Annotated in this window: 19 protein-coding genes; 15 read left to right on the plus strand and 4 right to left on the minus strand. The window is 59.9% G+C overall.

What is annotated here, in order from left to right:
* Positions 1–46: 46 nt before the first annotated feature.
* The 3 genes from GSQ70_RS00095 to GSQ70_RS00105 form a co-directional block, all read right to left on the minus strand.
* Positions 47–850 (minus strand): YdcF family protein, encoded by an 804-nt coding sequence (locus tag GSQ70_RS00095; protein ID WP_158780379.1) that lies wholly within the window; start codon positions 848–850, stop codon positions 47–49.
* A gap of 111 nt (positions 851–961) precedes the next feature.
* On the minus strand, positions 962–1,747 hold the full coding sequence (locus GSQ70_RS00100; RefSeq protein WP_158780380.1) for an SDR family oxidoreductase: 786 nt from the start codon (positions 1,745–1,747) through the stop codon (positions 962–964).
* Positions 1,748–1,801: 54 nt separating this feature from the next.
* Complete coding sequence (locus GSQ70_RS00105) at positions 1,802–2,695, minus strand: GntR family transcriptional regulator (protein WP_158780381.1); 894 nt, start codon at positions 2,693–2,695, stop codon at positions 1,802–1,804.
* Between the two features lie 190 nt (positions 2,696–2,885).
* Here GSQ70_RS00105 and GSQ70_RS00110 point away from each other — a divergent pair, with 190 nt between their 5' ends.
* Genes GSQ70_RS00110 through GSQ70_RS00140 form a run of 7 tightly spaced genes read left to right on the plus strand, consistent with a single transcriptional unit; the run spans position 2,886 to position 9,558 of the window.
* Positions 2,886–3,689 carry an ABC transporter substrate-binding protein gene (locus GSQ70_RS00110; RefSeq protein WP_158780382.1) on the plus strand — a complete coding sequence of 268 codons (804 nt, stop codon included), beginning with the start codon at positions 2,886–2,888 and terminating at the stop codon, positions 3,687–3,689.
* Between the two features lie 28 nt (positions 3,690–3,717).
* Complete coding sequence (locus tag GSQ70_RS00115; protein ID WP_158780383.1) at positions 3,718–4,443, plus strand: amino acid ABC transporter permease; 726 nt, start codon at positions 3,718–3,720, stop codon at positions 4,441–4,443.
* Positions 4,440–5,186 (plus strand): amino acid ABC transporter ATP-binding protein, encoded by a 747-nt coding sequence (locus GSQ70_RS00120; protein WP_158780384.1) that lies wholly within the window; start codon positions 4,440–4,442, stop codon positions 5,184–5,186. Before GSQ70_RS00115 ends, GSQ70_RS00120 begins: the two co-directional genes overlap by 4 nt.
* 13 nt (positions 5,187–5,199) lie before the next feature.
* Positions 5,200–6,375: a M20 family metallopeptidase gene (locus tag GSQ70_RS00125; RefSeq protein ID WP_158780385.1), complete on the plus strand. Its 1,176-nt coding sequence runs from the start codon at positions 5,200–5,202 to the stop codon at positions 6,373–6,375.
* Positions 6,372–7,472: a mandelate racemase/muconate lactonizing enzyme family protein gene (locus GSQ70_RS00130; protein ID WP_158780386.1), complete on the plus strand. Its 1,101-nt coding sequence runs from the start codon at positions 6,372–6,374 to the stop codon at positions 7,470–7,472. Before GSQ70_RS00125 ends, GSQ70_RS00130 begins: the two co-directional genes overlap by 4 nt.
* Complete coding sequence (locus tag GSQ70_RS00135; RefSeq protein ID WP_158780387.1) at positions 7,459–8,625, plus strand: Xaa-Pro peptidase family protein; 1,167 nt, start codon at positions 7,459–7,461, stop codon at positions 8,623–8,625. The genes GSQ70_RS00130 and GSQ70_RS00135 overlap by 14 nt, the downstream gene beginning before the upstream one ends.
* Before the next feature lie 9 nt (positions 8,626–8,634).
* Positions 8,635–9,558: a dihydrodipicolinate synthase family protein gene (locus GSQ70_RS00140; RefSeq protein ID WP_158780388.1), complete on the plus strand. Its 924-nt coding sequence runs from the start codon at positions 8,635–8,637 to the stop codon at positions 9,556–9,558.
* Here the strand turns inward: GSQ70_RS00140 and GSQ70_RS00145 are convergent.
* Positions 9,542–10,639, minus strand: a complete 1,098-nt coding sequence (locus GSQ70_RS00145) for a CTP synthase (protein ID WP_158780389.1) — start codon at positions 10,637–10,639, stop codon at positions 9,542–9,544. The two genes, GSQ70_RS00140 and GSQ70_RS00145, sit on opposite strands and share 17 nt — an antisense overlap.
* A gap of 68 nt (positions 10,640–10,707) precedes the next feature.
* Here GSQ70_RS00145 and GSQ70_RS00150 point away from each other — a divergent pair, with 68 nt between their 5' ends.
* The 8 genes from GSQ70_RS00150 to GSQ70_RS00185 all read left to right on the plus strand — a co-directional run bounded on the left by GSQ70_RS00150 (position 10,708) and on the right by GSQ70_RS00185 (position 17,565).
* Positions 10,708–11,916 (plus strand): pyridoxal phosphate-dependent aminotransferase, encoded by a 1,209-nt coding sequence (locus tag GSQ70_RS00150; RefSeq protein WP_158780390.1) that lies wholly within the window; start codon positions 10,708–10,710, stop codon positions 11,914–11,916.
* Positions 11,917–12,172: 256 nt separating this feature from the next.
* Positions 12,173–12,925 (plus strand): GntR family transcriptional regulator, encoded by a 753-nt coding sequence (locus GSQ70_RS00155; protein ID WP_158780391.1) that lies wholly within the window; start codon positions 12,173–12,175, stop codon positions 12,923–12,925.
* On the plus strand, positions 12,925–13,824 hold the full coding sequence (locus GSQ70_RS00160; RefSeq protein WP_158780392.1) for a carbohydrate kinase family protein: 900 nt from the start codon (positions 12,925–12,927) through the stop codon (positions 13,822–13,824). Before GSQ70_RS00155 ends, GSQ70_RS00160 begins: the two co-directional genes overlap by 1 nt.
* A gap of 33 nt (positions 13,825–13,857) precedes the next feature.
* Positions 13,858–14,709 carry a BtpA/SgcQ family protein gene (locus GSQ70_RS00165; RefSeq protein WP_158780393.1) on the plus strand — a complete coding sequence of 284 codons (852 nt, stop codon included), beginning with the start codon at positions 13,858–13,860 and terminating at the stop codon, positions 14,707–14,709.
* Positions 14,706–15,431 carry a hypothetical protein gene (locus tag GSQ70_RS00170; RefSeq protein ID WP_158780394.1) on the plus strand — a complete coding sequence of 242 codons (726 nt, stop codon included), beginning with the start codon at positions 14,706–14,708 and terminating at the stop codon, positions 15,429–15,431. The genes GSQ70_RS00165 and GSQ70_RS00170 overlap by 4 nt, the downstream gene beginning before the upstream one ends.
* Positions 15,432–15,441: 10 nt before the next feature.
* A complete protein-coding gene (locus GSQ70_RS00175; RefSeq protein WP_158780395.1) occupies positions 15,442–15,765 on the plus strand; it encodes a hypothetical protein in 324 nt (107 codons plus the stop codon).
* The gene (locus GSQ70_RS00180; protein ID WP_158780396.1) at positions 15,746–16,516 is read left to right on the plus strand and encodes an ATP-binding cassette domain-containing protein; all 771 of its coding nucleotides are present in this window, start codon (positions 15,746–15,748) and stop codon (positions 16,514–16,516) included. Before GSQ70_RS00175 ends, GSQ70_RS00180 begins: the two co-directional genes overlap by 20 nt.
* Entirely contained in the window at positions 16,513–17,565 is a 1,053-nt protein-coding gene (locus GSQ70_RS00185; RefSeq protein WP_158780397.1) for an ABC transporter permease, read from the plus strand. Before GSQ70_RS00180 ends, GSQ70_RS00185 begins: the two co-directional genes overlap by 4 nt.
* The last annotated feature ends 15 nt before the right edge of the window (positions 17,566–17,580 follow it).

Consider the following 17,580-nt stretch of genomic DNA (forward strand, 5'->3'; position numbering starts at 1 on the left):
ACATTACCTGCTGACGCCAGATGCCTGCAGGGCCGTTGATGCCGCTCTATCGCACCAATCCGGCCAATCCGGCGCTGCCTGCCAGCCTCTGGCTGGCCTCTTCAACCTCTGGGGGAATATCAAGATGATCGATAAAGCCCATTCCCGCCGGGCCGTAGCCGTTTTCATCATCCCGCAGGCGCTTAACTTCCCCTAAAATCATCGAAACGTAACGATCCAGCTGCCATAACCCTTCCTGCGTATCCGCTCCGGCTATAACACATTCCCCCTGTCGGAGAGCAAGGTAAGGCACAAAAACCGGCCAGCTGATAAACGTGGCATTCATGCCCCGTCGGGCCCAGGCGGTGCGGAAGGTGGCCGTGGTTCTGCGCTGCATTAACGGATCCTGCACCAGCAAAATACGCTCCGGCACCGCGCCATTTTTTTGCAGGAAGGTCAGGCTGAAGTCAGCATTCTCGCCACAGTTACGTGACAGATTTTCAATAAGAAGGCGTTCACGGGGAACGTCGAACCCCTGTTCTGCCGCATCGGCCAGCATCTCTGCTTCACTGTCTGCCGTGGTAGTGACATGGGCATAGCGCGAAGCCGAGGCCAGCGCCTGCTTCAGCAGCCCGGTCGAATGCCCCACCCCGCCGCTGAACAACACGGGCAGGCTGGTGGCAGCCAGTAAATCGAATGCACCGGTGATATTCGGCAGGATCGCGTGGCCCGCCAGGATCATTATCTCTGCGTTGACCACCGGCGTGCGCCTGCCACTGTCGATCTGCTGATCGCCAGCGTTCAGATCGTCTTCTGCCAGCCAGCGGGCAACAGTATTAAGGTCGTGGATATTTTGCTGAGACAGGTTCATAACAAAGCCTTTTCCCGGAAACAGGTGATAAATTTCAGCCACCCGCCGAGAATATCAGCTCGCCAGGGCAACCGGAAGCGAGGTTCCCCCGCTTCCGGAATGCACCTGGGTTTACATGGAGGAGATCAGCCCGCCATCAACCCGGATCACCGAGCCAGTGATATAGCTGGCGGGAACACCTGCGAGGAAGGCCGCCGTCGCACCATACTCTTCAGGCTCGCCGTAGCGGCCAGCGGGGATAGTTTTGCGGCTCTTTTCTGCCACTTCTTCCGCCGTGCTGTTCTCGCGTCCGGCCTTGATCGCATCGAGCTGGCTGACGCGGGCGGTGGCGATGCGGCCCGGCACCATGACATTCACCGTCACGCCATCAGCAGCAACTTCGCTGGCCAGGGTTTTAGACCAGCCCAGCAGGCTCATGCGTAACGCATTAGATAAAGCCAGGTTAGCAATCGGGGCAACCACGCCGGAAGAGGTGGTGGTAATGATGCGCCCCCAGCCCTGCTTACGCATGGCGGGCAGCACTTTATCCGTCAGTTGGATCAGCGAGGCCACCATCAGGCTGAACTGCTGTTGCCACACAGCGGCATCAGTGCCCTGTGCCTGGGCTGGTGGTGGACCACCGGAGTTATTCACCAGAATATCAACATCGCCCCAGTGCTGACGGATCTCCTCCAGCATCCCGTCAAAATTCTCTGGCGCGGCCAGATCCAGCGTCCAGGCACGAGCGGTTCCGCCCTGCTCAGTAATGGCAGCGATGGTTTCCGCCAGCTTCTCCGCATTTCGGCCGCATACCGCCACCCTGACGCCTTCCTTTGCCAGAGACTGAGCAATCGCCCGTCCTAACCCACTTCCCGCCCCACATACCAGCGCCACTCGCTGCTGTATTTGCAAATCCATAAAGCCTCCTGATTGTATTTTCAGGATCGTTATGTGCAAAAATGATGCCGGATATCACCGGGCGGCTTTTAAATTTACCTGGTCGCAGGCGGATTGCAGATGTTGTCTCATCAATTCGGCAGCCAGCTCCGCTTTGTTATCCCGCAGCGCATCGATGATCGCCACGTGCTCCTCGCACCAGGCCTTAACCCGTCGCTTGTTGTGGTAGCTGCCAAACTCCATCAGCCGCCGCAGCCGGTTTTGCTGCTGGATGGCCTGCAGAACAAACAGATTGCCACTGGCTTCCGCCAGCAGCTCGTGGAAGGATGCATCCGTCTCGAAGATTTCTCTGGCGGGTACCCGGGTAATGTCGGGATGGGTAATCAGCCGCAGATGCTGCGCACGCAGGCGCTTCAGCAGTTGGCGATCCACCCTGAGGTGCGGCGTCAGCAGCGCGGCCGGTTCAATCATCAGGCGAAAACCGTAGCTGTTACGCAGCGCCACTTCTGAGTTCAGCGTCTGCTGAAAACGCCAGCCGTGCCCTGCATTGCGGGCAATCAGGCCATCCTCCGACAGCTTCACCAGCGTGCGGGCCAGCACGCCGCGGTCAACCTCATAGCGCTGGCCGATACCGGTCTGGGTGAAGGACTCCGGCAGCGCTCCCGCAATGCGATCCCGCACCAGTAATTCATACAGAGTCTGGTCGGAGCTTTGCGGTTGCGCAATTTCGATCTGTTGCAGCGCATCCGCACTTTTTAACAGAAAAAACCCCTGATTAGGCCGGGCTTCCACCGCGCCCAGTCGGGTTAATTCCTTCAGCCCGGCACGCACCGGCGTGCGCGAAACACCCAGCGCGTCGGCCAGATGTTGTTCACGTAAATGATGACCTGGATCGAATCTTGCTTCATAGATCAGGTCAAGGATTTGCCGGGCTATCCGGAGACTGCTCGCGGTAGAGTCAGACTGCATGGGGAAGGTTTCCTGAAATGCATTGTTGTGGTCTGAAGATACAATAACACAGCCGCCAGGCTGCCGCGAAATAAAGCAGGAATTGCACGATAACCGTGCAGACTGCATCAAAAAGAGGCATTTTTTTTGCAACCAGGATTGTATTTGTTGATTCACAAAATTCAATTTAAATCTTCTCCAGGAGACGAGTATGACCAGCACCTCTTTAATGTTACGTGGCCTGATGTTAGCCGGGCTGTTGCTGCCAGCAGTCAGCCAGGCCGCCCCCGAAAGCGTTACCTCAGGCAAGCTGACCTATGGCACTGCCGCCACCTTTATGCCGTTTGAATTTATGAAGAACGGCAAGCTCACCGGCTTTGATATTGATTTGATTACCGCCCTGAGCAAGGAGATCAAACTGGAACCGGCACCGATGTCGATGGAGTTCAAAGGCCTGATCCCCGCTCTGCAGGGCAAGCGCCTGGACATCATCAACTCTGCGATGTACGTGAACCCGACGCGCGCCACTCAGGTGGATTTCGTGCCCTACCTGAAAATTGGCAGCCGCGTGGTGGTAGCGAAAGGCAATCCGGCGAAGATCACCGGCCGTGATTTATCCCTGTGCGGCAAAAACATCGCCGTCACCCTGGGTGGCATCGAAGAGAGCCAGGCACGCGCAGATAACAAAAATTGCGTGGCGGCCAGCAAAGCAGAGATCAACGTGATGACCTTCCCGGCGGCGACCGATTCAGCCGTGGCCGTGGCGCAGGGGCGCGCGGATGCCGAGTTCCTCTCAACCCCTGGCACAGTCGCGCTGTTCAGCGAAAAACCAGGCCTGTTTGAAGCCGTGGGAGAGGAGTTTGAAGCCGACACCCACATTGCCTTTGCCGTGCGGAAAGGCGATGAAGAAACCAAAGCCCAGCTGGAAAAAGGCCTGCAGGGTCTGGTGAAAAACGGCACCTATAAGCAACTGATTGAGAAGTGGAATTTCCCGGATTCCGTGGCCATTTATTAATCCGTACCAGTCTTAACCGGAGAACGTTATGTCGATCGAATTAATGTGGCAGTACTTCCTTTCACCCGAATTTCTCCAGGGTGCCTGGATGACACTGTTAATCACCCTCTGCTCACTGTTGTGTGGCGTGGTGATGGGTCTGGTACTGGCCCTGCTGCAGGAGGCCCCGTTCCGCGCAGGAAAAGGGCTGGCATTTGTCTATCTGTGGCTGTTTCGCGGCACGCCAGTGCTGTTCCAAATCATCTTTGTCTACAACGTGCTGCCTGGCTTCGGCATACGCTTCTCCGCGTTTACCTGTGCAGTGCTGGCGCTCTCGCTGAACGAGGGCGCCTATATGGCTGAGATTTTACGTTCCGGCCTGCAGGCAGTAAAAAGCGGCCAGCGCACAGCGGGTATGGCGCTGGGTATGACCAGCCCGCAAATCATGCGCAAGGTCGTGCTGCCGCAGGCTGCCCGCATCGTCCTGCCGCCGATGGGAAACCAGATGATCAGCATGCTGAAGTCGAGCGCGCTGGTGTCGGTCATCGCAGTGCAGGAGCTGCTGCTTGTGGCAAACCAGACTGCCAGTGCCAGCTTCCGCTACTTTGAGGCCCTGTGCGCCGCAGGCATCTATTACCTGCTGCTGACCACCCTGTTTATGATTTTCCAGTCCTGGCTGGAGAGCGTGCTGGATCCTAAACAGCGTCGCCAGAAAGGCCTGAAAGCCCGCGCACGCCAGATGAAATTACCCAAGCCAGCGAGGGAAACCCCATGAGCCAGGATAAAAAACCTTTGCTGGAAATGATCGGCATCGACAAAGCCTTTGATCGCCAGCCTGTGCTGAAAAACTGCTCTTTAAATATCAACCGGGGTGAGACGGTGGTGCTGATTGGGCCATCCGGCTCCGGCAAATCCACCCTGCTGCGGTGCGTCAATATGCTCTCCCCGGCGGACAGCGGCGATATCTTTTTCGCCAGCCAGAACGTCAGCCGGGGCGAGGTTCCGCCTCATCAGCTGCGCCAACGCATCGGCATGGTGTTCCAGAACTACGAGCTGTTTTCACATCTCACCGCGGCGGAAAACATCATGCTGGCACCGATGACGGTGCTGGGAGTTAACCGCATTGAGGCGCGCAAACAGGCTGAAGCCCTGCTGGCAAAAGTCCGCATTCACGACAAAGCCGACCACTTCCCTGACGAGCTGTCCGGCGGCCAGCAGCAGCGCGTGGCGATTGCACGGGCACTGGCGATGAAACCGGAGCTGATGCTTTATGACGAGCCAACTTCTGCGCTCGATCCGGAGATGATCCGTGAAGTGGTTGAAGTGATGGCAGAGCTGAGCGCCGAAGGGATGACCAGCATGGTGGTGACCCATGAGATGGGCTTCGCCCGCCGGGCCGCCAACCACATTCTGTTTATGGAAGAGGGCAAAATCCTTGAACGGGCCGCCGCCCAGGACTTTTTCGCAGGCCAGGTCAGCGAGCGGGCAAAGCGCTTCCTCGACCAGATTTTACATTAACAGCGGAGTTTGTATGACAACTTATCAGGTTAACAGCGTGCGCATGAAGCAGGATCTGACCGCGCTGGTCGCCATCAATACGGAGAACCCACCAGGCCAGGAGCGTGAAGCCGCCGAATGCGTGGCGGGCTGGCTCCGGGCTGCCGGTTTTGACCTCTCCTTCAGCGAATACGCGCCGGGACGCACCAACGTCATTGCCGTGCTGAAAAACGGTGCCGGACCGTGCTTTGCCTTTAACACCCATCTGGATACGGTGCCGGCCGGTGAAGGCTGGTCCAGCGATCCCTTTACCCTGACCGAACGCGAAGGCCGTTTGTACGGTCGCGGCTCCTGCGATGCCAAAGGCCCGCTGGTGGCAATGGTCGAGGCGCTGCGCCAGCTGGCTGAGCATCGCCAGCACTGGTCCGGCACGCTGATGGGCGTTTTCACCGCCGATGAGGAGGTCGCCAGCGAAGGTGCGAAGTTTTATGCCACCGACGCGCCGCCCGCCATCGATTTTGCGGTGATTGGTGAACCGACGTCCAATGCCACATTCTCTGCCCACAAAGGCAGCCTGCGCCCGCGTGTGCGGGTTAAAGGCGTTACCGCGCACTCCGGCACGCCGGAGCTGGGAATCAATGCCATTTATCAGTCGGCCAGGCTGCTGGGGCTGATTGAAGAAGCTCACCATCAGCAGGTGCGCTGCCGCTGCCATGCGCTGGTCGGCAACGCCAGTCTGACCGTCACCCGCATCCACGGCGGCCATGCAGATAACGTGGTGCCGGACAGCTGCGAGCTGCTGCTGGATCGCCGCATGGTGCCTGGCGAGGACGAGGCCGAAGTGAAAGCGGAGCTGCAACAGCTGCTGGATCACGCCCGTCAGAATGCCGGTGTCGAGGCGGAAATCATTGCCTGGCAGCCTACCACCGGTGGTGCCACCGAAACCGACAGCAATGAAGCGATTGTACGCCACAGCCTGGAAGCCTGCCGTCGTCATGGTCAGTCAGAGCCCGGTCCGTTTGGTTTTCAGGGCGGTTGCGATCTGGTGCACTTCCGCGCGCTTGGGGCCAAAGGCGTGGTGGTCGGGCCTGGCACGCTGGCGGTGGCGCATAAGCCGGATGAATTTGTGCCGATCGAAGAGTTTATCGCCGCCGCGCATATCTATCTGGATATCGCGCTGGCTCTGCTGCCGCCGGAGTCCGCATCGTGAAAGCACAGCTGTGGCGGGGTGACCTGCACTATGCCGGTGTGACACTGCATACGGCAAGCTCCGGCGCGGTTCTCGCGCTGGATTCGCTGTGGCTGCGCCTCGAATCTCAGGGCGTTCATGGTATCGGTGAAGTGCGGCTGAATATTCAGTATCTGCACGGCTACAGCGAAGCGCAGGTGCTGAGCAACCTGATGCAGATGCTGACGCAGTGGAACTGGCACCGCGATGCGCAGGCGCTGCTGGAGGCGATCCATGCGCCGGACAGCCCATTGCTGGCCCCTTCGCGCATGCTGATAGATATGGCCCTGCACGATCTGTTGGCTCGCGAGAAAGGCGAAAGCGTGGCGGCAAATCTGGGCGCACCGCACAGCCTGCCCGCTTACACCACCAACCAGACGCTGTTCTGGGGCAGCGAAACGCAGATGCTGGCGCAGGCGCGTTCCTATGTGGCGCGCGGCTTCAACCAGCTGAAATTGCGTACCGGCATCGCCGATTTTGCCACCGACCTGGCCCGTCTCTGGGCGCTGCGTGAAACTTTCGGCGAAACCGTCTCGCTGGCGATTGACGTTAACGGCCAGTGGTCACTGGCCGATGCTCAACGGGCTTTTCCACAGCTTCGCGAGCTGGCACTGAGCTATATCGAGCAGCCGCTTGCTCCGGCTGAGGATGCGCAGCTGGCAGAGCTGGCAGGTTATGGCATTCCGATCATGCTGGATGAAAGCCTTAACAGCGAAGCCGCCATCGAACGACTGGCCGCCGCAGGGGGCACCTTATGGGGCCATCTGAAACTGGTGAAGCTGGGAGGCATCACACCAACGCTGGCGGCAGCTCGTCGCCTGCAGGAAGCGGATGTCCCCTTTATGATCGGCCAGATGAATGAAGGCCACGCGGCTACCGCAGCGGCGCTGCAACTCTGCCGCGTACTGCAACCCGCCTTTGCCGAACTGTATGGCGCTGATGGCCTGACCGACGACCCGGTCAGTGGCCTGCGCTACCACAATGGCCAGATAAACGTGATTGATTCTCCCGGCCTGGGCGTGCATTTCGATGCCGCGCGCGCCACCTTCCTTCAGGAGTTTAGTGATGCAACAAATTAATGTGATTCAGGGCAGTGAGTCCGCCTTCAGCGCGGAGGAGTATGCACAGCGTATCCATCGCACCCGTGAGCGCCTGAGCGCAGCGGGCGTGGACGTGATGATTGTCACCGGACCGGAAAACATCTTCTGGCTGACCGGCCAGCAGACGCCGGGCTACTACACCTTCCAGGCCCTGCTGCTGCCGGTTGAAGGCGAGCCGGTGTTTGTGATCCGTCAGCTGGAGTACTTCAACTTTATCGCCAACACCTTTATCTCCGACGCCGCCATTTATCAGGACGGCGACAACCCGGTCGATTTTCTGGTCGGCATGCTAAAACGGCAAAACTGGCTCAACAAGCGTATCGGGCTGGACAAGCGCGGCTGGTTCCTGCCGGTGGCCGTGTATGAAGCGCTGCAGAGCAAGCTGGGCACCATTGCCGATACCGCTGGCGTGATTGAACCCCTGCGTGCGGTGAAATCTGCGGCGGAAGTAGAGAAAATCGCTACCGCCGCCCGCTATGTGGATGCCGGGATGCTCGCCGGGATAGCCGCCATCCGCAGCGGCGCTGACGAGAACGCGCTGGTGTCCGCCATGATGGGGGCTGCCATTGCTGCCGGTTCAGAATACGTCGGCATGGAACCGCTGGTCTCCACCGGCCCGCGCAGCGGCGTGCCGCACGGTACCTGGCGTCGTCGCGTGATGCAGGATAACGATCCGGTATTCCTGGAGATGGCTGCCGCTCACGATCGCTACCATGCCGCACTGATGCGTTCTGCCTGGCTTGGCCGCCCGCCAGCCATCGCGCTGGAGATGGAGAAAGTCTGTCAGGAAGCCTTGCAGGCTGCGCTGGACGCCATCCGTCCCGGTGCCACCTGCGAAGCGCCGCACCTTGCCTGCCAGCAGGTTATCGATCGCGCCGGTTTCACCGACAATTTCAAGAAGCGCACCGGGTATTCCATCGGGGTGTCCTTTGCACCGGACTGGGGCGAAGGCGGCATTCTCAGCCTGTACAGCGGCGTGACCACCGAACTGCAACCGGGCATGACTTTCCATATCCCACCCGCCCTGCGCATCTACGGTGAATTTACCGTTGGCGTCAGTGAAACCGTGGTGGTCACTGAAACCGGTTATCGCCAGCTTGGCACCCTCAACCGCCCATTAACTTTGCTGTAAGGAATAAAAATGAAAGACATCAACGAATGCCGTGACCGCCTGCGTGGCATTTTCAATATCACCGTGACCCCTTTTGATGCTCAGGGTGACATCGACTTTGCTGCGCTGCGTGAAAACATTGAGCGCGTGATCGGCCTGGGCTATGACGGCATCCTGATTGGCGGCACCTACGGTGAGTTTCCGGTGATGTCGCTGGCCGAGCGCCGCGAGCTGTTCAGCGAAGTAATGGACTGCGTGCAGGATCGCATCCCGGTGATGCTGTGCAGCGCCAGCGCCGATCCGCGTGAAGCCCGTGAACTGACCGCTCTGGCGGGCGATCTGGGCGGCCTGCCAATGGTCACTGCCCCTTACGTCAGCGAGATCACCGAAGGGCAGATTCTGGCTTACTTCCGCGAGATGGCCCCGCTGTCAAAAACCGGCATTCTGGTTTACAACGCGCCGGGCATTGGCATCACGTTGTCGCCTGCCCTACTGGAACAGCTGGCAGAAGTGCCGGGCGTGGTGGGCATTAAACAGGGCGACCTGAATCCGACCGCTATCGATCAGATTGCCAATCGCCTGCGCGGCAAGCTGCGCCTGTTCTGCGCCTCGGATCTGGCATTTTTAGGCCCGATGATGGCGGGCTTCGATGGCATCAGCACCACCAACAGCGGTGCGCTGCCCGAGCTGGTGCTGGCCACCTTCCGCGCGGTGGAGAAAGGCGATGCCACTACCGCCCGCGACCTGCATCAGCTGTGGTACGACTATCGCGCGCTGGCCCGTCAGCATGGCCAGCCGCAGCTGGTGAAAGCGGCAATGGCACTGCGTGGTTTTAAGGGTGGCACCGTGCGTGCTCCGCTGAAACCCGTTTCGACTGAAGCACTGGCCGCGCTGACCAGCGTGATGAAACAGCTGGCCAGCGATACCCGTACCGGCGTCACGCTGGCGGATTAAGCGCCGCCAGCAGAAAAGCGATAAACAGCGGATGAGGAGCCCCGGCGCGTGACAACAGCTCCGGGTGCCCCTGAACACCGTGCCAGAACGGCAAAGTGGGCAGGGAAATTCCCTCAACGATATCGCCGGTCTTTGCACTGATTTTCACTCCGCTGGCGGCCAGTTGCGGTAGCAGAGAAGGGTTGAAGCGGTAACGGTGGTTGTAGTGCATCTCCGGTATCGCAGCAGGTAATCCGCTGAAAGTGAAGGGCAACACGCCGCAGCGATGGCGGGCATCTTCAAAGGCAATAAAACTGTGCAGCGCGGCATCCGGGGCTACTTCAGCCGGGATCGCCTGCTCAAAACCTTTGCTTTGCCGGACTGCCGCCGTCGACATGCTTTGCATGCCGAGACAGAGTCCCAGCGTGGGCAGCGTGCGGCTGAGGGTAGCCTCAGCAACCCGGATCTGCCCGGCCACTGCCGCCATTGATGCACCGCCCGGCAGCACCACGCCGTGCAGGCTGTTCAGTTCATGCAGGTCTGCGGAAAGGCTGGCTGGCGGAAGGAAATGCACTTCCGCGCGCAGGTTCAGGGCTGTTGCCGCATCACCGAGAGCAGCCAGCGTAGCGGGATAAACCTGACGGTGGTCGTTTTCACGGCCAATCAGGCCAATGCGCAACAGGGTACCCGCGCTTTGTGGATGGAATGTGGACCAGCGGCCATAGTCGTCAGCCACAAGCTGCAGCAGCGTCTGGTTGTCATCCCGAAGTTCCAGCCGGTCGTGCCGGGTCAGGCTGTGCAGACGACTTCCCTGTAACATGGCAATGCGCTGCATCTGTGAGGCCGACAGCACTACCACCGCGTCCTGGGTGGGGAGCTGAGTGGGATCGGTGACCTCCTGCAGCAGGGTATCGCTACGGCACAGGCCGCTGGTCACGCAGTAGCCCGCACGGATAACGTGCTGATGACTGTCGTGAAAATCCCGGTCAAAGTCAGGCCGCAGGCTCCACAGCGGCAGCCCTAGCTGACTGGCCCACAGGCTGGCGGTGACGCCAAAACGGGCCGGGACGGGTGAATCATCAAGAATGAAGATCGGTGACATTACGCATTTCCTGCTGACGTTGGGCAGACAATTGTATAAGTTGAATCATCAGATACAAAAGAGGTTTTATGAATATCAGTCAGACAGCCCGACGTATGCAGCGGGTGCGGCCTTCGCCAACGGCAACCATCTCTGACCAGGTCCGGGCGCTTGAAGCGGCGGGAACCGCAGTGATCAATTTAGGCGAAGGAGAGCTGGATTTCTCCACCCCGGCCAGCATCAGCTATGCGGGCATTGAAGCGATTGTGCAGCACCAGACCAAATACACCGCCGTTTCCGGCACCGCCGCACTGAAAGCCGCGATTGCAGCCAAGTTTGCCCGCGATAATCACCTGCACTTTCAGCCGGATGAAATCATCGCCGGAAGCGGTGCCAAACAGCTGATTTTTAACGCCCTGCTGGCAACCGTTGATCCAGGACAGCAGGTAATTATTCCGGCTCCGTACTGGGTTTCCTATCCTGATATGGTGACGCTGGCGGAAGGCGAGCCGGTGATCGTGGCATGTGAGGAACAGCACGACTGGAAGCTGCAGCCGGATCGGCTGGCCACAGCCCTGACGCCGGAAACGCGCTGGCTGATCCTTAATTCGCCAGGTAACCCCACTGGAGCAATTTACACCGCCGCAGAACTGCAGGCGCTGGCAGATGTCCTGGCCGATCATCCGCAGGTGTTAATTATGGCGGACGACATCTATGAGCCGCTGCGCTATGACCAGGCACCGTTTGCCACCTTCGCCGAAATTGCGCCGCAGCTGGCAGAGCGGACGCTGACCGTTAATGGCGTCTCGAAGAGCCACGCGATGACAGGCTGGCGACTGGGCTACGCGGCCGGACCGGGCTGGCTGATTGCGGCGATGCAAATTCTGCAGTCACAGAGCACCTCCAATCCCAGCAGCATCGCTCAGGCCGCAGCCGTTGCTGCCCTCAGCCAGCCAGCGGACTTCCTGACCGGCTGGATCAAAAAGCTGGACTGCCGCCGCAGGCGCGTGTTGAAGATGATCGAAGAAACGGACGGGCTGAGCGCCAACGTCCCGCAGGGGGCCTTCTATGTTTTCGCCAACTGCCAGGGACTGATTGGGCGGAAAACCCCGACGGGTGAGCGCCTTGAGGATGATCGGGCCGTCGCCAGCTGGATCCTGACCGAAGCCAGTGTGGCGGTCCTGCACGGCTCAGCTTTTGGCACTCCTGGTTATTTACGCCTGGCTTATGCCGTGGACGACGCCCTGCTGGAAGCCGCCTGCCAGAAGATTCAGGCCGCCTGCGCTCAGTTAAAATAACCGCCGAACTGAGACAGGAAAAAAAGAGGCATAGTAATTTCCTATGCTTCTTTTTTAAGCGAATTGTCCGCTCACTTTCAGCCGAAATTGTCCGCTGCTAATTGCTTGTTTTCCGGTCACAAAGCGGTAAATGTCACGTCAATTACCCATCAAAACCCACTGATTTAAAAGCACTTTCCTCCAACCATACCGTATTGACAGCATTGTCATGCCAATCAATTATCCCCTTAACTTCAGGCAACACGGGATGGGTGATATGCAGTGGAATCAGCAGGCGCTGGTCGCCGGTTCGCAACCTCTGTGGTGGCAGATAGCCGAAAGGCTGCGCCGGGAGATCGAATTTGGCGGTTTTAAGCAGGGCGATATTCTGCCTTCGGAAGCCACGCTCAATCAGGTCTTTGGCGTCAGCCGCACCACCGCCCGCACCGCGCTCGATAAGCTGGAGCAGGAAGGGCTGATCAGCCGTCGGGCTGGTAAAGGCTCTGTGGTGTTGCCGCCGCAGGTGATCCAGCCGCTCAGTCAGATGTCGAGCTTTGCGGAAGATATGCGCCGCCGGGGCTTTACGGCCAGCTACAAAACCCTCAGCGCCCGGATGGTGATGCCACCTGCCGAGGCCGCAGCCGCGCTGGGTCTGAGCAGAGATGAAAAAGCCTTTGCCATCTCGCGCCTGCTCAACGCCGACGGACAGCCCATGGCGCTCTCTTACAGCTGGCTGAGGCCGGGTTTGTTCGACCTGCATGCGCCCCCCGCCAGCGACAAACTGGACCGCGAATCACTGTATGTCTGGCTTGAGCAGCACTGCGACTGCCGGATCACCGGCGCTCAGGAAACGATCGGTGCCGCGCTGGTGACCTCTGAGCTGGCCCGCCGGCTGAAAGTTGCCAAAGGCTCGGCCACACTGGTCGCCCGTCGCCTCAGCCACGATCAGGCACAGTTGCCCGTGGAGTACGCGGTGGTGCATTACCGCGCCGACCGGTACGCCTTCGCCATTGACCTGGTACGCACATAATGGCGGGCGGCAAAGCGTTATTCGTCGGCGACATCAGCCTGGATACCACCGTGCAGCTGGGCTACATCCCGCAGCCCGATGAGAAGCTGCACGTAAAAATTGATAACGAATCGGCTGGCGGGGTGATCAGCAATGCCGCCCTCGCCTGCCGTATGGCCGAAGGAAACGCGGTGCTGGCAATTGAAACCGGCGACGATCTGTTTGCTGATTCACTGCTCGCCTCGCTGGCGCAATCCGGCATCAAGATCGTCAGCCGCAAAATGCCGGGGCGCACCTGCCGGGCCATTGTGCTGCTGGAACCCCACGGGGAAAAGCGCCTGCTGCTGGAGCCTGGCGTCTCACTCTACCCTTCTCTCGCCTGGATTCAGTCACTCTCTTTGCAGGGCATCGACTGGGTGCATACCGCCGTGTATGGCGAAGGTGCCTGGCATCTGATCGGACAGGCGCGCCAGGCTGGCTGCCGGTGGTCGTTGGATCTTGAACCCGCCACCTTCAGCGACGGTCTGGCACCGCTCCACCCTCTGCTGGACGGTGCAGAAACGGTGTTCTGCAATCAGCGCTCGCTGCTGCAGCTTGGCGACAATCCTGTCCAGCGCCTGCTCGACCTGGGCGTAAAAAGCGTGGTTTCCACCCTTGGACCACGCGGAGCCAGCTACACCTCCGCCACCGAAACCATCGAGGCCCGCTCTCCGCTGACGCCGGAGATCGTCGACACCACCGGCGCGGGAGACTGCCTGGCTGGCTGGTTTATCGGGCGCATCCAGGCCGGCGATCCCGTTGCCGCCGCGCTCGGTGAAGCCGTTTTCGCCGCCACAATCAGCTGTGGCCGGGCTGGTGCGCAGCCTTCTTATCCCACGCGGAAGCAACTTGCCGAATTTCGCCAGGCCAGCCTGCGCTGACCCTTAATAACCCGCATTTCAGAGAGAGAGACTATGGCCGGACCACAAGTACTGCCGCAGAAGAGTAACGCCCTGGAGACGCTGTTTCAGGTAAAAAAACCGGTAATCGGCGTGATCCATCTTCAGCCGCTGCCCGGCGCGCCGCGCTATAACGGCCAGCCCATGAGAGAGGTTTACGACGCCGCCGTGGCCGATGCGCTGACCCTGTCACGGGGTGGCGTGGACGGCATTATCATCGAGAACGCCAGTGACCTGCCGTTCGCCCGCCCGGAACATATCGGTCCGGAAACGGTGGCCGCCCTGACCGCCGCCTGTCTGGCCGTGCGCAACGCCGTGGATACGCCGATTGGCATTACCTGCGTGGCTAATGGTGCAATTCCCGCCCTCGCCATTGCCAAAGCGGTTGGCGCTCGCTGGGTGCGCGTCAACCAGTGGGCCAACGCTTATATCGCCAATGAAGGCTTTATCAATGGCCCGGCCCCGGAAGCGATGCGCTACCGCTCCATGATTGATGCCCGCGATGTCGCCATTTTCGCCGACGTTCATGTCAAATTCGGCGCGCATGCCATTACCGCCGATCGCAGTATTCCGGAGCAGGCCACCGATGCCGAATGGTTCGATGCGGATGTGCTGATCGCCACCGGTACACGAACCGGCAACCCCACCAGCACCAGTGAAGTGGATGAAGTACGCAACGGCACCAATCTGCCGGTGATCGTCGGGTCCGGTCTGTCGCCTTCACAGGTTCCTGAGCTGTTCGCCACCGCCGATGGCGCGATTATCGGCCAGTGGCTGAAACAGGACGGCCAGTGGTGGAAGCCGGTCGATCCCAAACGGGTGGAGGAGCTGATGACTGCGGTAATGAAAGTGCGGGAGGGGCTATGACGCTTCTGACCGGTGAAACCGAAGTCTTCAGCTCGCAACCGCTGGCATCTTCGCGCTGCGTGGTGGCTTTCCTGGCCAGGCGCCAGGCCGATACGTTGTACAGCCAGCAGGATTATCAGCAGCTTATCGCGCTGCTGGCTCAGCTCTCTGAAGAAGGCTGGCTGCTCTCCTTCCGCGCGATGTTCACGCCGGAATCTGCCGCCACCCCGATGGCGATGGACAGCGGTTTCGCCCATCCCTGGGACATCAGCGGAGCATTTGAAGCCCCGACGTTGAGCGCGGCCATCGCAGGGACGATACGGCTTGAAGAGGCTGGCTGGGCAAAATTGTTCACCACCGAATGGCTGATTGGCCCGCGCGAGTTCGCCACGGTCAACGGCAGCGGGCCGGACATCCCACGCGACTGGGGCTTTATGGCCTTCTGGGAGTGGAACGACGCCTGGTGTGAAGCCTCCGCTGAACAGCGCGTGGAATACGATGCCGAGTGCGATGTGGCTTTCAAAGGCGATCTGGCGCTGAACGTCAATATTGCCGGTCGCCATCGTCTGGACTGGGCGCACAACTGGCATCACCTGGGGATCTGGGAAATTGCCGCGCCGGAAGTCGCCGACCGGGCCATTACCGGCCATGAAGACGCGGCGGACTTTATGTTCACCACCTCCCGACACGTGATCGGTCGCCTGCGTCCACTGAGCGAACTGCTGTTACCTGCCCCCTATTGAGGACTGATTTATGACGGAAAGTATTTGGATCCACTACGCCCGCCCGCGCCCACACTGGTACCGATTAACAGCACAGGAGCAGCAGGAAAAACGTGCCCGCTGGGCCACACTGGCACAACAGGCCAGCACAGAAGGGGCGACCTTTGTCGGCCAGTACCACGTGCGCGGCCAGCATGATTTTGAAACCGTTGAGATCTGGCAGTTCGCCAGCCCGGAAGCGGCTTTTGCTTACTGGGCCAGCCTGACCGCCGCCGCCTATAACGAGTGGTTTGCCTTTTCCAACAATGTCGGCATGGCGCTGGAGAAACAGGCCTATGAGCACGCCAGTTCTTGAAGCAACCGGTATCAGCCGCCACTTCGGCGGGGTCAGGGCACTGGAAGAGGTGAGTTTTCGCGTCTATCCGGGAGAAATTTGCGCCCTGATTGGTGATAACGGCGCGGGCAAATCCACTCTGACCCGTATCCTCTCCGGCGCAGATCGTCCGGACAGCGGCAGCCTGAAGATTGACGGGCAGCCGGTAGTGTTTGACTCGCCGGGCTGTGCCCAGCAGTACGGCATCTCCACGGTGTATCAGGATCTGGCGCTGGCTCCGGAGCTGACGCCGGTGGATAACCTGTTCCTTGGGCGTGAAGAGCTGAGGAGCGGGCTGGCGGGCAAACTGGGTATGCTGAACCGTGCGTCGATGAGGCGCAAAGCAGTCGATCAATTTGCCAGGCTCGGGGTGAATCTGCGCTCGCTGTCGGTGCCTGTTTCCACCCTTTCCGGTGGTCAGCGTCAGTCGGTGGCGATTGCCAGGGCGGCGATGTGGGCAGGCCGGGTGATTTTTATGGATGAGCCGACCGCAGCACTTGGCGTGGTACAAACCGATCGGGTGCTGCAGCTGATCCGTCAGGTACGGGAGACCGGCATCGCGGTAGTCCTGATCAGCCATAACATGCCGCAGGTGCTGGAGATTGCCGACCGGGTTGAAGTGCTGCGGCTGGGCAAAAGCGTCGCCCGGATGCCCACCAGCGGCCTGCGCGTTGACGACCTTGTTTCACTGATGACCAGCGGCACCTGCAGCCCGGTTGGGGAGGAAGCATGAACAAAACAGTGCTGAGCCAGTCGCTGAACGGGCCTCAGAAAAGTCAGGGCAAAAAAGAGCTGCTGGCACGTCTGATCGGCGGCGGCTGGATTTTTATTCTGCTGCTTCTGCTTATTGCCACCTTCAGCTTTTTACGACCGGCACAGTTTGGCTCGGCTTATAACCTCTCGCAGCTGACCATCAACGCCGCGATCCTGCTGGTACTCTCCGTCGGCCAGACCTGGGTGATTATCGCCGCCGGGATCGACCTTTCCGTCGGTGCCGTGCTGGTCTTCTCCTCGGTGGTTTCAGCACAAGTGATGCTGGCAATGACCGGTGCTTCAGGTACGACCTTTGGCACCACCGATGCGGGCTGGGGAGTGATTGCCGCCGGATCGCTGGTGGCCGTTATCGCCGGGACATTGTGGGGCGCAGTGAATGGATTCCTGGTCGCCGTGGCACGGATCCCCGCGCTGATCGTCACGCTGGGAACATTTGGTATGGCGCTCGGTCTGGCGCAGATTTTTTCCGGCGGCGTGGACGTCCGGGCCATGCCGGAAAAGCTGGTCGACAGCCTGGGCAGCGGCGATGTGGCCGGAATTCCCTCACTGGTGGTGGTGGCGATCGTGGTGGTGGCCGTGGCAGCCTTTATCCTGCATCTGACCCGCTTCGGCCTGCATACCTTCGCACTGGGGTCGAATATGGAAGCCCTGCGCCGCGCCGGGATCAACGTGCGCATCCGGCTAATCGGCATCTATATGATCTCTGGCGCGCTGGCTGGCGTGGCAGCGGTAATGTCCAACGCCCGCTTCTCTACCACCACCCTCTCCGGCCACGCTATGGATAACCTCTCCACCATCTCAGCGGTGGTGCTGGGCGGTACCAGCCTGTTCGGCGGCATCGGCAGCGTGGCGGGCACGGTAATCGGCGTGTTTATTCCCATCATCCTGCTGAACGGTTTTGTCATCCTCGGCATTCCGCCGTTCTGGCAGACCGTGGCGATGGGCGCGGTACTGATCCTCGCCGTGTGGATCGATCAGTTAAAACGTAAAGCAAGAGAACGCAGTTAGCACTCACCTTTCATT

Source organism: Pantoea sp. BAV 3049, assembly GCF_009765445.1.
GTDB lineage: Bacteria > Pseudomonadota > Gammaproteobacteria > Enterobacterales > Enterobacteriaceae > Erwinia.